The organism is Streptomyces sp. FH025 (genome assembly GCF_017427025.1).
Lineage (GTDB): Bacteria > Actinomycetota > Actinomycetes > Streptomycetales > Streptomycetaceae > Kitasatospora.
The window spans coordinates 1-12,725 of sequence record NZ_JAFLNG010000155.1 but is presented as its reverse complement, the minus strand read 5'-3'; the positions used below and the strand labels follow the sequence as shown (position 1 = coordinate 12,725).

Sequence of the window (12,725 nt, the reverse complement as noted above, 5' to 3'; positions counted from 1 at the left end):
GGGTGGCGGGTCAGCCGCTCGATCGGGCCGGAGACGGAGACGGCGGCCACCACGCGGTTGGAGGGGCCGCGGACGGGGGCGGAGACGGACGCGACGCCCGGCTCCCGCTCGCCGATCGACTGGGCCCAGCCGCGCCGCCGCACGCCGCTGAGCGCGGTGGCGGTGAAGCGGGCGCCCTGGAGGCCGCGGTGGAGCCGCTCGGGCTCCTCCCAGGCCAGCAGGACCTGGGCGGCCGAGCCGGCCTTCATCGGCAGGGTGCTGCCGACCGGGACGGTGTCCCGCAGGCCGGAGAGCCGCTCGGCGGCGGCTACGCAGATCCGCATCTCGCCCTGGCGGCGGTAGAGCTGTGCGCTCTCGCCGGTGACGTCGCGCAGGTGGGTCAGGACCGGGCCCGCGGTGGCGAGCAGCCGGTCCTCGCCCGCTGCGGCGGAGAGTTCGGACAGGCGGGGGCCGAGGATGAAACGTCCCTGCATGTCCCTGGTGACCAGGCGGTGGTGTTCGAGTGCGACGGCGAGTCTGTGGGCCGTGGGGCGCGCCAGACCGGTGGCGGCGACCAGCCCCGCCAACGTGGCGGGGCCCGACTCCAGTGCGCTCAGCACCAGAGCGGCCTTGTCGAGAACGCCGACGCCGCTAGTGTTGTCCATGCGCTAAGACTGCAGTCTCATTCCGCGAGACGCAAGTTCAATCTTCCGCGAAAAGCGCCACTCTGGATGCAGCAGCCCGGGAGACGTCCAGGATGTGGCCTCGCCAGAGTGTCCGCATCGTGGACAGCGATCCGGCGTGCAGGTCGCGCGAAGGCGCCCCGCACGGGGCGGCGCAAGCGTTTACCCCGACGACATGAGAAGGCCGGCAACGCGGCCGGCTGGAGGGAATCCGATGGGACGGACACTCGCAGAGAAGGTCTGGGACGACCACGTCGTGCGGCGCGCGGAGGGCGAGCCCGACCTCCTGTTCATCGACCTGCACCTGCTCCACGAGGTCACCAGCCCGCAGGCCTTCGACGGGCTGCGCCTGGCCGGGCGCCCGGTCCGCCGCACCGACCTGACGATCGCCACCGAGGACCACAACACCCCGACCCTGGACATCGACAAGCCGATCGCCGACCCGGTCTCCCGGGTGCAGCTGGAGACGCTGCGCCGGAACGCGGCCGAGTTCGGCGTCCGGATCCACTCGCTCGGCGACGTCGAGCAGGGCGTGGTGCACGTGGTCGGCCCGCAGCTCGGCCTGACCCAGCCGGGCATGACGGTGGTCTGCGGCGACTCCCACACCTCCACCCACGGCGCCTTCGGCGCGCTGGCGTTCGGCATCGGCACCAGCCAGGTCGAGCACGTGCTGGCCACCCAGACCCTGCCGCTGGCGCCGTTCCGGACCATGGCGATCACCGTCGAGGGCGAACTGCCCGAGGGCGTCACCGCCAAGGACCTGATCCTGGCCGTGATCGCGAAGATCGGCACCGGCGGTGGCCAGGGCTACGTCCTGGAGTACCGCGGTTCGGCGATCCGGAGCCTGTCCATGGAAGCCCGGATGACCGTCTGCAACATGTCCATCGAGGCCGGAGCCCGGGCCGGCATGATCGCCCCGGACGAGACCACCTTCGAGTACCTCAAGGGCCGTCCGCACGCCCCGCAGGGCGAGGACTGGGACGCCGCCGTCGAGTACTGGAGGACCCTGGGCACCGACGAGGACGCCGTCTTCGACCACGAGATCCTCATCGACGCGAGCGAACTGACCCCGTTCGTCACCTGGGGAACCAACCCCGGCCAGGGCGCCCCGCTCGGCTCCGCCGTCCCGAACCCCGAGGACTTCGCGGACCCGCAGGAGCGCCTGGCCGCCGAGAACGCCCTGGCGTACATGGGCCTTGAGGCCGGCACCCCGCTGCGCGAGGTCGCCGTCGACGCGGTCTTCGTCGGCTCCTGCACCAACGGCCGGATTGAGGACCTGCGCGCCGCCGCCGCCATCCTGGAGGGCCGCCGGATCGCCGACGGGGTGCGGATGCTGGTCGTCCCCGGCTCGGTCCGGGTCGCCCTGCAGGCCGTCGAGGAGGGCCTGGACAAGGTGTTCACCGCCGCCGGCGCCGAATGGCGCCACGCCGGCTGCTCGATGTGCCTGGGCATGAACCCCGACCAGCTCGCCCCCGGGGAGCGCTGCGCCTCCACCTCGAACCGCAACTTCGAGGGCCGCCAGGGCAAGGGCGGCCGCACCCACCTGGTTTCCCCGCAGGTCGCCGCCGCGACCGCCGTCCTGGGCCGACTGGCGGCCCCCGCCGACCTCGTGTCCACCAACGTCGCCGTGGAGGCCTGAGCCATGGAGAAGTTCACCACCCACACCGGCCGGGCCGTGCCGCTGCGCCGCAGCAACGTGGACACCGACCAGATCATCCCGGCCCACTGGCTCAAGAAGGTCACCCGATCCGGTTTCGAGGGCGGCCTGTTCGAAGCCTGGCGCAAGGACGAGTCGTTCATCCTCAACCGGCCCGAGCGGCAGGGCGCCACCGTCCTGGTGGCCGGCCCCGAGTTCGGCACCGGCTCCTCCCGCGAGCACGCGGTCTGGGCGCTGCAGAACTACGGCTTCCACGCGGTCATCTCCTCCCGCTTCGCCGACATCTTCCGCGGCAACTCGCTGAAGAACGGACTGCTGACCGTCGTCCTGCCGCAGGAGACCGTGGAACGCCTCTGGGTGCTCACTGAGAGTGATCCTTCGGCCGAGATCACCGTTGATCTGGAGAACCGCGAAGTTCGGGCCGAAGGCGTCACCGCGTCCTTCGAACTGGACGACAACGTCCGGTGGCGGCTGCTCAACGGGCTGGACGACATCAGCATCACGCTGCAGAACGAGGCCGACATCGCGGCCTACGAGGCGACCCGCCCGGCCTTCAAGCCCCGTACTCTGCCGGTCTCCTGAGTTCCCTTCAGAACAAGCATTCTGACGATCCACCGGTTGGCCCGCGCCCCCCTCGGGGGGGCCGGGCCATCCGTCGTTCCGGAGCACGAGTTAGCGCCGAGGCCCGCCCCGGATTGCCCATTTGGCTTTGCGGAACAGGGCCCCGCGCAAGTACAACTGCGGGTAGATGGCACAATCAGTACATGCACCGGCACCATGAACCTCCGTACGCGGGCGGCGAACCCGCGTCCGAGGAGTCCATGGGCCGGGGATCCGAACGCCGAATTGACGATCGGCCGGACGTCACCTCCGCACCAGCTGAGGGGCCGGACGACCAGGAAGTCGCAGCGCTCTACGCGCTTGTGGCCGAGCGGTTGAAGCAAGCTCACGCCCGCGTGCATGCGCTGAACGTGTCTGCCGATGCAAAGACCGCTCTCACCCGTCAACTGCTCATCGTCACCGAGACCGCCAAGCGCGATCTTCCGGAGGCGGCAAGGCGGTTGAGTCGCTTTGTACATGACCTCGACGAGGGGCGCCCACCCCTCGGCTGAGGTCGCCGACGTGCAAATCCATTGCGACACTAGGGTGATTCGCGCGTTTGGTAATTGAAAGTCCGCAGATACATACCTAACGTGCGAAAAGAACGGATGGAATCATCCGGCGCCCGTTTCCGAAGGGGAAGACGTGAACAAGGCTCAGCTTGTCGAAGCGGTGGCCGAGCAGCTGGGCGGTCGCAAGGCTGCCGCAGAGGCCGTCGACGCAGTGCTCGACACCATGGTCCGTGCCGTTGTGGCCGGCGACCGGGTGTCGGTCACCGGTTTCGGCACCTTCGAGAAGGTGGAGCGCTCCGCGCGCTTCGCCCGCAACCCGCAGACCGGCGAGCGGGTCAAGGTCAAGAAGACCTCGGTCCCCCGCTTCCGCCCGGGTCAGGGCTTCAAGGACCTGGTCAGCGGCAGCAAGAAGCTGCCGAAGGAAGGCCCCTCGGTGAAGAAGGCCCCCAAGGGCTCCCTCACCCCGGGTAAGGCCGGCGTCGCGGCCACCCCGGCCGCCAAGCGTGCCGCCACCAAGCGTGCCGCCACTGCTGCCGCCGCCGCTCCGGCCAAGAAGGCCGCCGCCAAGAAGGCGACCACCGCCGCCGCCGCCAAGAAGACCACGGCCACCGCCGCGAAGAAGGCGACCGCCACGGCCAAGAAGACGGCGCCGGCGAAGAAGACCGCCACCCGCAAGACCACCGCGCGCAAGACCACTGCCAAGTAAGTCCCGCGCGACTGTCCTCGGACGGCCTTCGGCTCAGAGCCGCGGCACCCCTTCCGCTAATTGCGGAGACCGGGTGGCCGCGGCTCTTTCGATTTCCGGGCGCTCGGTCAGTAAACGGGGGCGGCCGTCGGCCGGGCGCGGAAAGCGCGGAAAACACCGGCCGGGACACGGAAACCGTCGGCAGCGGTGCGGAAAACCGCGGGAACGGCGTCGGGTTGGTGCGAGTGAGCCGGTGGGATCAGTTCGCGTCGGCGGGGTCGGGGAAGGTCTGGAGGGTCACGAAGACCACCCGGCGGGCCTCGCCCGCGCCCTCGGTGCGGATCCGCACCCGCTGGCCGGGCCGCAGCAGCCGCAGGCCGCCGGCGTCGAAGGCGGCCGCGTCGAACGGCACCGGAGTCCCGTCGTCGAGCAGCACGGAGCCGGCCCGGGTGTCGGGGTCGAAGGTGAACGCGGTGGCCTGCATGTCAGCAGCATAGCGACAGGCCCCGGGGCTCAGGAGCGCCCCAGCCGGGCGAACAGGGCGCTGGTGTGCGGGCCGAGGCCGAGCGCCACCGCCTCGCCGAGGTCGGTGCCGGTGTCGACGTCCCGGCGCACCGACTCCACGTCGGCCAGGCGCAGTTCGAGGGCCCCGCCGGCCGCGTGCCGGGCCCGCGAGCCGTCCCCGAAGGCGGGGGAGAGCGGTCGGCCCGGGGTGCTGGCGAGCAGGGCGGTGCCGACGCCGGGGGAGTCCGACAGGAAGGCCCGGCCGTCCGGCGGCACCGCCGCCAGCACCCGGGCGAGTTCGGCCGGGCGCAGGGCCGGCAGGTCCGCCGATATGACGGCCAGCGGGGCCCGCGGGGCCAGCGCCCGGGCGACCGAGGCGCCGTGCGACAACGCCCGGTTGAGGCCGCCGTCGGGCTCGTCGGGGACCACCACGGCGCCGAGCGCCGCCAGTCGGGCGCCGGCGGTGGCGTCCCGGGTGACCACCAGGACCCGGGAGACGCCCGGGGTGGCCAGCGCGGCGGTGACGGTGTCGAGCGCGAAGGACAGCGCCAGGTCCGGCCGGTGCGGCCCTGCGTACGGGGCCAGCCGGCTCTTCGCCAGGGCGAGCGGTTTGAGCGGCAGCACCAGCGACCAGTCGGCGGTGGGTGCGGCGGGCGCGGCGGGCCTGCTGGGGCGTACGGTGTCCTGGGTCATCGGTGTCATTGTGACGCCGGTCCCGGAGCCCTCGCCAGGCCGTCCGAACTGTGCGGACGTGCGTTTGATCACGACCGCAGCGCGGGTTGGCGCGGCCGCTCGACAGCCGGCGAGCGGGCGGGCGACACTGTTCCGCGCCCGCCAACCGGGCACCGGGCAGGCCGGTGCGCGGCACCGGGAGGCAGTGACCGCGGCACCCCCGTGCCGCCTGGGATGAGGAGGACCTGGGGTGGCCCGCCGCTCGTACGCCAAGTTCGGCAACGCCGACTACGGCATCTGGTACCGCTTGGCGGCCGTGCTGGTGAAGCCGGTGACGACCGCCCTGGTGAAGCCCGACTGGCGGGGCTGGGAGCACCTTCCGAAGGAAGGCGGCTTCATCGCCGCCGTGAACCACAATTCGATCATCGACCCGGTGATCTACGCGCACTGGCAGTACAACAGCGGCCGTCCGCCGCGGATTCTCGGCAAGTCCTCGCTGTTCTCGATCCCCTTCATCGGATTCATGCTGCGCAAGACCGGCCAGATCCCGGTGTTCCGCGAGTCCACCGACGCCGCGCAGGCCTTCCGGGCCGCGATCGACGCCGTCAACAACGGCCAGTGCGTGCAGTTCTACCCGGAGGGAACGCTCACCCGGGACCCGGACCTGTGGCCGATGACCGGCAAGAGCGGGGTCGCCCGGGTCGCGCTGATGACCGGTGCGCCCGTCATCCCGGTCGCGCACTGGGGTGCGCACGAGATCATCCCGCCGTACGGCCGGCCCGGTTACGGCAAGGGCAAGTTCAACCTGTTCCCGCGCCACAGGGTGACCGTCGCGGCCGGGCCCGCGGTGGACCTGAGCAGGTACCAGGGCCAGGAGCTCACCGCCCAGGTGCTCGCCGACGCGACCGAGGACATCATGACGGCGATCACCGCCGTACTGGCCGACGTCCGCGGCGAGCAACCGCCGGCCGAGCGCTACGACATGCGCCGGGCCGCCCGCGAGCGGGCCGCCGCGGCGCTGGCCGAGCGCCGCCGGGCCAAGGGGGCCAAGAACACCGAGGGCGCCGAGGGTGCCGAGGGCGGCAACGACGGTACGGAGGTCGGCCGGTGACCCGCTGCGCCGTGATGGGAACCGGCTCCTGGGGCACCGCGTTCGCGATGGTGCTCGCCGACGCGGGCTGCGAGGTCGTGCTCTGGGCCCGCCGCCAGGAGCTGGTGGACGCCGTCAACACCACCCACGAGAACCCGGACTACCTGCCGGGCGTGCGGCTGCCCGACTCGGTGCGGGCCACCACCGACGCCGCCGAGGCGCTGGCCGGCGCCGACTTCGCGGTGCTCGTGGTGCCCTCGCAGACGCTGCGCGACAACCTGGCCGCCTGGACGCCGCTGCTCGGGCCGCAGACCGTACTGGTGAGCCTGATGAAGGGCATCGAACTCGGCACCGCCAAGCGGATGAGCGAGGTGATCCAGGAGGTCACCGGGGTCGGCCCGGAGCGCGTCGCGGTGGTCAGCGGGCCCAACCTGGCCCGGGAGATCGCCAACCGGCAGCCCGCCGCCAGCGTCGTCGCCTGCTCCGACGAGAAGGTCGCCAAGCGGCTCCAGGCCGCCTGCCACACGCCGTACTTCCGGCCGTACACCAACACCGACGTGGTCGGCTGCGAACTCGGCGGCGCCGTCAAGAACGTGATCGGCCTGGCGGTCGGCATGGCGGCGGGCATGGGGCTCGGTGACAACACCAAGGCCACGCTGATCACCCGGGGGCTGGCCGAGACCACCCGGCTCGGCGAGGTGCTCGGCGCCGACCCGCACACCTTCGCGGGCCTCGCCGGGATGGGCGACCTGGTCGCCACCTGCTCCTCGCCGCTGTCGCGCAACAACACCTTCGGCATGAACCTGGGCCGGGGGATGTCGCTCGCCGAGACCATCGCCGCCACCCGGCAGACCGCGGAGGGCGTCAAGTCCTGCGAGTCGGTGCTGGACCTGGCCCGGCGCAGCGGCGTCGACATGCCGATCGTCGAGGCCGTGGTGGACGTGGTGCACAACGGGCGGCCGACCCAGGAGGCGTTGCAGGCGCTGATGTCGCGTTCGGCGAAGGCGGAACGCCGTTAGGTCCGTCGGCCGGGTTCCGGTGGCGGTGCGGGTTTCCGGAAAGGCGTTGACTTCCCGGAAACCCGTCGCACGGTAGTCTCAAACCCGATATGAGCATCGAACAGACCTCCCCGAACCCGTCCGCCTCGAAGCCGCGTGTCGCGCTGGTCTTCGGCGGGCGCAGCTCCGAGCACGGCGTTTCGGTGGTCACCGCCGGCAGCGTGCTGAAGGCGATCGACCGCGAGAAGTACGAGGTGCTCCCGATCGGGATCACCCCCGAAGGCCGCTGGGCGCTGGTCAGCGACGAGCCGGCCCGGATGGCCATCACCGACGGCCGGATGCCGGACGTCCAGGGCGTCGCCGAGGCGGTCGACGGGCAGGTCGCGCTGCCGGTCGCGCCGGGCGACCGGGAGGTGCTCCTGAGCGAGCCGGGCAGCGCTCCGAAGGCCCTCGGCGAGGTCGACGTGGTGTTCCCCCTGCTGCACGGCCCCTGGGGCGAGGACGGCACCCTCCAGGGCCTGCTGGAGCTCTCCGGCGTCCCGTACGTCGGCAACGGCGTGCTGGCCAGCGCGGCCGGCATGGACAAGGAGTTCGCCAAGCGGATCCTGGCCTCGCACGGCCTGGGCGTCGGCCACTACACGATCGTGCGGCCGCGCGACTGGACGACCGAGCAGGGCCGCGCCGACGTGCGCGAGCGGGCCGCCGCGCTCGGCCTGCCGCTGTTCGTGAAGCCCTGCCGGGCCGGTTCCAGCATCGGCATCACCAAGGTCAAGGACCTGGCCGACCTGGACGCCGCGATCGAGGAGGCCCGCCGGCACGACCCCAAGCTGATCATCGAGGCGGGCGTCTCCGGCCGCGAGATCGAGTGCGGCGTGCTGGAGTTCGAGGACGGCCCGCGGGCCAGCGTCCCGGCCGAGGTGCTGGTCGGCGAGGGCTTCGACTTCTACGACTTCGAGGCCAAGTACATCGACTCCTCCGAGGTGCGGATCCCGGCGGAGCTCACCGCCGAGGAGGTCGCGGAGATCCAGCGCCAGGCGGTGGCCGCGTTCGAGGCCTTCGGCTGCGAGGGTCTGGCCCGGGTGGACTTCTTCCTGCTGGAGGACGGCACCTGGATGATCAACGAGATCAACACGATGCCGGGCTTCACCCCGATCTCGGCCTACCCGAAGATGTGGGAGGCCAGCGGCGTCCCGTACGCGGAGCTGATCGACCGGCTGCTGCGGACGGCGCTGCGCCGCTCGACCGGGCTGCGCTGAGCGGGTGCGGCGAAGGGCGGGCCGGGAGTTCCCGACCCGCCCTTCCTCGTGCTCCTCGGCCCGGGAGGCCTCAGCCCGGGATGTTGGCCTTGACCAGCGGGGTCAGCGCGGCGGCCGGGTCCAGCGGGCTGCCGTAGACGCCGGGCGGGGACGTCACCTCGACGTAGGCCGCGCGCATGGTCGCGACGAAGCGGTAGCCGCCGTCGCTCAGCTTCTGCGACCACCAGGTGAGGTCGTCCACCGTCGGCGAGAGGTCCTTGGCGTGCTCGCCGTCCAGCTCCTCCGGCCGGTCGATGCCGCAACGCAGCACCGTCCGGGGCGAATCGCCCCAGGCGGCGACGTACGGAGAGGCCGGCGACGGGTCCTCGCGGGGGTGTCCGAGCAGCTCCTGCGGCAGCGCCGCGGCCAGCGCCCGGCAGTAGTCGGCGGCCCGGCCGCTCGGCTGCGGGACTTCGATGTCGGCGTCGCCTGGGCCCCAACTGCCGACCAGCACCACGACGGTGCAGGTCAGCGCGAGGGGCAGGGCCAGCCAGCGCACCGGTGCCGGAAGCGCGGCCAGCGCTTTGGGGATGCGGGATTCTCTGTCCACCCGCCGATGGTAGCCAGGGCTTAGATGTGGACCACCGGACAGGTGAGGGTGCGGGTGATGCCCTCGACCTTCTGCACCTCGGCCACCACCATGCGGCCCAGCTCGTCGACCGTCTCGGCCTCGGCCTTGACGATCACGTCGTACGGACCGGTGACGTCCTCGGCGCTGATCACGCCGGGGAGCTCTCCGATCGTCTGGGCCACGGCGGTGGCCTTGCCTACCTCGGTCTGGATCAGGATGTATGCCTGTACCACGGGGGGACCTCCCGGCGGCCGGTTAGGGGGGATCGCCGCCGTGATCACCCGGTCGGGCACGGGGGTGGGAATCGGGTTCACCGGCAGGCTGATCACCACGCTACCGCGCGGTGGGCCGGGGAGGGGAGACTTCGGCGTCCCCGAAGGGCGTACGCTGCGCGCGGGGGAGCGACGGGGACTGGATCCCGGATGGCGGCGCCATCCGGGAAGGAAAGGCGAGAGGACGGCAGATGCAGGGGACCGTGGGCGAGCTCGGCGAGTTCGGCCTCATCAGGGAGCTGACCGCCCGGGTACCGCTCACCGATGCGGTCGACCTCGGCCCCGGGGACGACGCCGCGGTGGTGAAGGCTCCGGACGGCCGGGTGGTGGCCACCACGGACGTCCTGATCGAGAACCGGCACTTCCGCCGGGACTGGTCCACCGCCTACGACGTGGGTCGCAAGGCCGCCGCCCAGAACCTCGCCGACGTGGCCGCGATGGGCGCGGTGCCCACCGCGATACTGCTCGGCCTCGTCGCCCCCGCCGACCTGCCGACCACCTGGGCCACCGAGCTGATGGACGGGCTGCGCGACGAGTGCCAGGTGGCCGGGGCGACGGTGGTCGGCGGCGACGTGGTGCGCGGCGACACCGTCACCCTGGCGATCACGGCGCTCGGAGACCTCCAGGGGCGCGCGGCGGTGACGCGCTCCGGCGCGCAGGTGGGCGACGTGGTCGCGGTGACCGGCTGGCTGGGCTGGTCGGCGGCCGGACTGACCGTCCTGCAGCGCGGCTTCCGCTCCCCGCGCGCCTTCGTCGAGGCGCACCGCCGACCGGAGCCGCCGTACCACGCGGGCCCGGCCGCCTCCGAGTTGGGCGCGACCTCGATGATCGACGTGAGCGACGGGCTGGTCGCCGACCTCGGCCACGTGGCCCGGGCCAGCGAGGTGGACATCGACCTGAAGGCCGCCGACTTCGACGTTCCGGCGCAGATGGCCGACATCGGCCAGGCGGTCGGGGTGGACCCGATGGTGTGGGTGCTCTCCGGTGGTGAGGACCACGCGATCGTGGCGACCTTCCCGCGCGGGGTCCAACTCCCGGCCCGCTGGCGGGTGGTGGGCGAGGTGACCGGCCGTCCGCGGGGCTCGCGCAGCGGCCGGGTGACGGTGGACGGCGCGCCCTGGGACCGGGTCGGCGGCTGGGACCACTTCGCCGAGTGAGCCGCCCGCCGAGCTGTCGGGCGGGTGTTGACCGAGCTACGGAGTACGGCCGACGGGCCGTGGACGTAGGTACGGAGTGCGGCGCTCCGGCGTGCGGCGGACGGGCTTCGAGGGTGCGCGTTGCGTAGGCTTGCGACATCCGAGCCCGCCCGCCGTCCGGAGCGGGTGGTCTGAACCACTGCGAGCGGGAGCACACCACACATGCGCATCGGTGTACTGACCAGCGGCGGCGACTGCCCCGGCCTCAACGCGGTGATCCGCTCGGTGGTGCACCGGGGTACGGACGTCCACGGGGACGAGATCGTGGGCATCGAGGACGGCTTCCTCGGCCTGATCGAGGGCCGTACCCGGCCGATCTCGCACGACGACGTCACCGGTCTGCTCACCCTCGGCGGCACCATCCTCGGCTCGGCCCGGGTGCGGCGCGAGCGGATCGCCTGGGCGGTGGAGAACGCGAAGACGCTGGCCCGGGACATCGGCATCGACGCGCTGATCGCGATCGGCGGCGAGGGGACGCTCACCGCCGCCAAGCTGTTCAGCGACGCCGGGCTGCCGGTGGTCGGCGTCCCCAAGACCATCGACAACGACATCGACGCCACCGACGTCACCTTCGGCTTCGACACCGCGGTGCACGTCGCGACCGAGGCGATCGACCGGCTGAAGACCACCGCCGAGTCCCACCAGCGGGTCATGGTCGTGGAGTTGATGGGCCGTCACACCGGCTGGATCACTCTCACCGCGGGCATGGCGGGCGGCGCGCACGGCATCCTGATCCCGGAGAAGCCCTTCGACATCGAGGCGGTGGCCCGGATGGTCGAGGACCGCTTCGCCCGCGGCAAGAAGTTCGCCATCATCGCCGTCGCCGAGGGAGCGGCCCCGCAGCCCGGCACCATGCGCTTCGACCACGGCGACGTCGACCAGTTCGGGCACCAGACCTTCGGCGGGATCGGCAACCGGCTCGCCCACGAGCTGGAGAACCTGCTCGGCAAGGAGGCCCGCCCGGTCATCCTCGGCCACACCCAGCGCGGCGGCACCCCGACCGCCCGGGACCGGGTGCTCGCCACCCGCTTCGGCTGGCACGCGGTGGAGGCCGTCCACCAGGGCGCGTTCGGGCACTTCACCGCGCTGCGCCGGACCGGCATCGAACTGCTGCCGATCGCCGCCGCGGTGACCCGGCTGAAGACCGTGCCGGAGCAGCGCTGGGTGGAATCCGAAGCGGTGCTGTGAGACGGCGCGGGTAGGTTGGGGGCATGGTTTCGACTGCAGCCCGGCACGCGGCTCCTCCCCGCGTGCTCACCATCGCCGGCTCCGACTCCGGCGGCGGCGCCGGCATCCAGGCCGACCTCAAGGCGATGCTCGCCCTCGGCGTCCACGGCATGAGCGTGATCACCGCCGTCACCGCGCAGAACTCGCTCGGCGTCCAGGGCTACTGGGAACTGCCCGCCGAAGCCGTCCGGGCGCAGTTCCGCAGTGTGGTGGACGACATCGGGGTGCAGGCCGTGAAGACCGGCATGCTCGCCTCGATCGAACTGGTCGAGACCGTCTCGGAGCTGCTCGCCGGAGTGGCCGCCCCGGTGGTGGTCGACCCGGTCGGCGTCTCCAAGCACGGGGACGCGCTGCTGGCCGCCGAGGCGGTGGCCACCGTCCGGGAGAGGCTGCTGCCGGTCGCCACCGTGGTCACCCCCAACCTGCACGAGGTGACCCAGCTCACCGGCCTTGTCGTCGAGGGCGAGGGGCAGATGCTGGACGCCGCGCGGGCGCTGGTGGACCTCGGACCGCGCTGGGCGCTGGTCAAGGGCGGCCACCTGGAGGGCGAGGCCGCCGACCTGCTGTACGGCGGGCCGGACGAGGTGCACTGGTACCGGGCGCCGCGCTACGACAACCGGCACACCCACGGCACCGGCTGCACCCTGGCCAGCTCGATCGCGGCCGGTCTGGCCAAGGGCGAGACGATGCCGGAGGCGGTCGGCTCGGCCAAGGAGTACATCACCGGTGCGATCGCCGGGGGCTTCGCGCTCGGCGCCGGGATCGGCCCGGTCGACCACGCCTG

The 12,725-nt window shown here is 72.3% G+C and carries 15 protein-coding genes; 10 read left to right on the top strand and 5 right to left on the bottom strand.

Annotated elements, in window-relative coordinates:
* Window positions 1-644 (bottom strand): IclR family transcriptional regulator (locus tag J0670_RS13950; protein ID WP_207811863.1); only part of this gene is annotated, 644 nt, incomplete at its 3' end.
* A gap of 232 nt (window positions 645-876) precedes the next feature.
* Between J0670_RS13950 and leuC the strand changes: the two genes are divergently transcribed.
* From leuC to J0670_RS13930, 4 genes are all read left to right on the top strand, one after another.
* Window positions 877-2,301 (top strand): 3-isopropylmalate dehydratase large subunit, encoded by a 1,425-nt coding sequence (leuC, locus tag J0670_RS13945; protein WP_207811862.1) that lies wholly within the window; start codon window positions 877-879, stop codon window positions 2,299-2,301.
* Window positions 2,302-2,304: 3 nt separating this feature from the next.
* The gene (gene leuD, locus J0670_RS13940) at window positions 2,305-2,901 is read left to right on the top strand and encodes a 3-isopropylmalate dehydratase small subunit (RefSeq protein ID WP_207811861.1); all 597 of its coding nucleotides are present in this window, start codon (window positions 2,305-2,307) and stop codon (window positions 2,899-2,901) included.
* Window positions 2,902-3,083: 182 nt separating this feature from the next.
* On the top strand, window positions 3,084-3,431 hold the full coding sequence (locus tag J0670_RS40555) for a hypothetical protein (protein WP_243436992.1): 348 nt from the start codon (window positions 3,084-3,086) through the stop codon (window positions 3,429-3,431).
* A 133-nt stretch (window positions 3,432-3,564) separates the two neighbouring features.
* Window positions 3,565-4,137 (top strand): HU family DNA-binding protein, encoded by a 573-nt coding sequence (locus J0670_RS13930; RefSeq protein ID WP_207811860.1) that lies wholly within the window; start codon window positions 3,565-3,567, stop codon window positions 4,135-4,137.
* A 238-nt stretch (window positions 4,138-4,375) separates the two neighbouring features.
* On the opposite strand, the gene J0670_RS13925 is transcribed toward J0670_RS13930, so the two are convergent.
* The gene (locus tag J0670_RS13925) at window positions 4,376-4,600 is read right to left on the bottom strand and encodes a hypothetical protein (RefSeq protein ID WP_207811859.1); all 225 of its coding nucleotides are present in this window, start codon (window positions 4,598-4,600) and stop codon (window positions 4,376-4,378) included.
* Window positions 4,601-4,629: 29 nt separating this feature from the next.
* The gene (cofC, locus tag J0670_RS13920; protein WP_207811858.1) at window positions 4,630-5,313 is read right to left on the bottom strand and encodes a 2-phospho-L-lactate guanylyltransferase; all 684 of its coding nucleotides are present in this window, start codon (window positions 5,311-5,313) and stop codon (window positions 4,630-4,632) included.
* Between the two features lie 229 nt (window positions 5,314-5,542).
* Here cofC and J0670_RS13915 point away from each other — a divergent pair, with 229 nt between their 5' ends.
* The 3 genes from J0670_RS13915 to J0670_RS13905 all read left to right on the top strand — a co-directional run bounded on the left by J0670_RS13915 (window position 5,543) and on the right by J0670_RS13905 (window position 8,636).
* Complete coding sequence (locus tag J0670_RS13915; protein WP_207811857.1) at window positions 5,543-6,403, top strand: 1-acyl-sn-glycerol-3-phosphate acyltransferase; 861 nt, start codon at window positions 5,543-5,545, stop codon at window positions 6,401-6,403.
* The gene (locus tag J0670_RS13910) at window positions 6,400-7,401 is read left to right on the top strand and encodes an NAD(P)H-dependent glycerol-3-phosphate dehydrogenase (protein ID WP_307806514.1); all 1,002 of its coding nucleotides are present in this window, start codon (window positions 6,400-6,402) and stop codon (window positions 7,399-7,401) included. The genes J0670_RS13915 and J0670_RS13910 overlap by 4 nt, the downstream gene beginning before the upstream one ends.
* Before the next feature lie 89 nt (window positions 7,402-7,490).
* Window positions 7,491-8,636, top strand: a complete 1,146-nt coding sequence (locus J0670_RS13905; RefSeq protein WP_207811856.1) for a D-alanine--D-alanine ligase family protein — start codon at window positions 7,491-7,493, stop codon at window positions 8,634-8,636.
* A gap of 70 nt (window positions 8,637-8,706) precedes the next feature.
* Here the strand turns inward: J0670_RS13905 and J0670_RS13900 are convergent, their stop codons facing one another.
* Window positions 8,707-9,225 (bottom strand): DUF3515 domain-containing protein, encoded by a 519-nt coding sequence (locus J0670_RS13900; protein WP_207811855.1) that lies wholly within the window; start codon window positions 9,223-9,225, stop codon window positions 8,707-8,709.
* 20 nt (window positions 9,226-9,245) lie between these two features.
* Window positions 9,246-9,479 carry an Lrp/AsnC family transcriptional regulator gene (locus J0670_RS13895; RefSeq protein ID WP_207811854.1) on the bottom strand — a complete coding sequence of 78 codons (234 nt, stop codon included), beginning with the start codon at window positions 9,477-9,479 and terminating at the stop codon, window positions 9,246-9,248.
* 230 nt (window positions 9,480-9,709) lie between these two features.
* On the opposite strand from J0670_RS13895, the gene J0670_RS13890 reads away from it, so the two are divergent.
* The 3 genes from J0670_RS13890 to thiD all read left to right on the top strand — a co-directional run.
* Entirely contained in the window at window positions 9,710-10,675 is a 966-nt protein-coding gene (locus J0670_RS13890) for a thiamine-phosphate kinase (RefSeq protein ID WP_207811853.1), read from the top strand.
* Window positions 10,676-10,876: 201 nt separating this feature from the next.
* Window positions 10,877-11,902, top strand: coding sequence for an ATP-dependent 6-phosphofructokinase (locus J0670_RS13885; RefSeq protein WP_207811852.1), 1,026 nt, complete (start codon window positions 10,877-10,879; stop codon window positions 11,900-11,902).
* Between the two features lie 23 nt (window positions 11,903-11,925).
* Window positions 11,926-12,725 (top strand): bifunctional hydroxymethylpyrimidine kinase/phosphomethylpyrimidine kinase (gene thiD, locus J0670_RS13880; protein ID WP_207811851.1); only part of this gene is annotated, 800 nt, incomplete at its 3' end.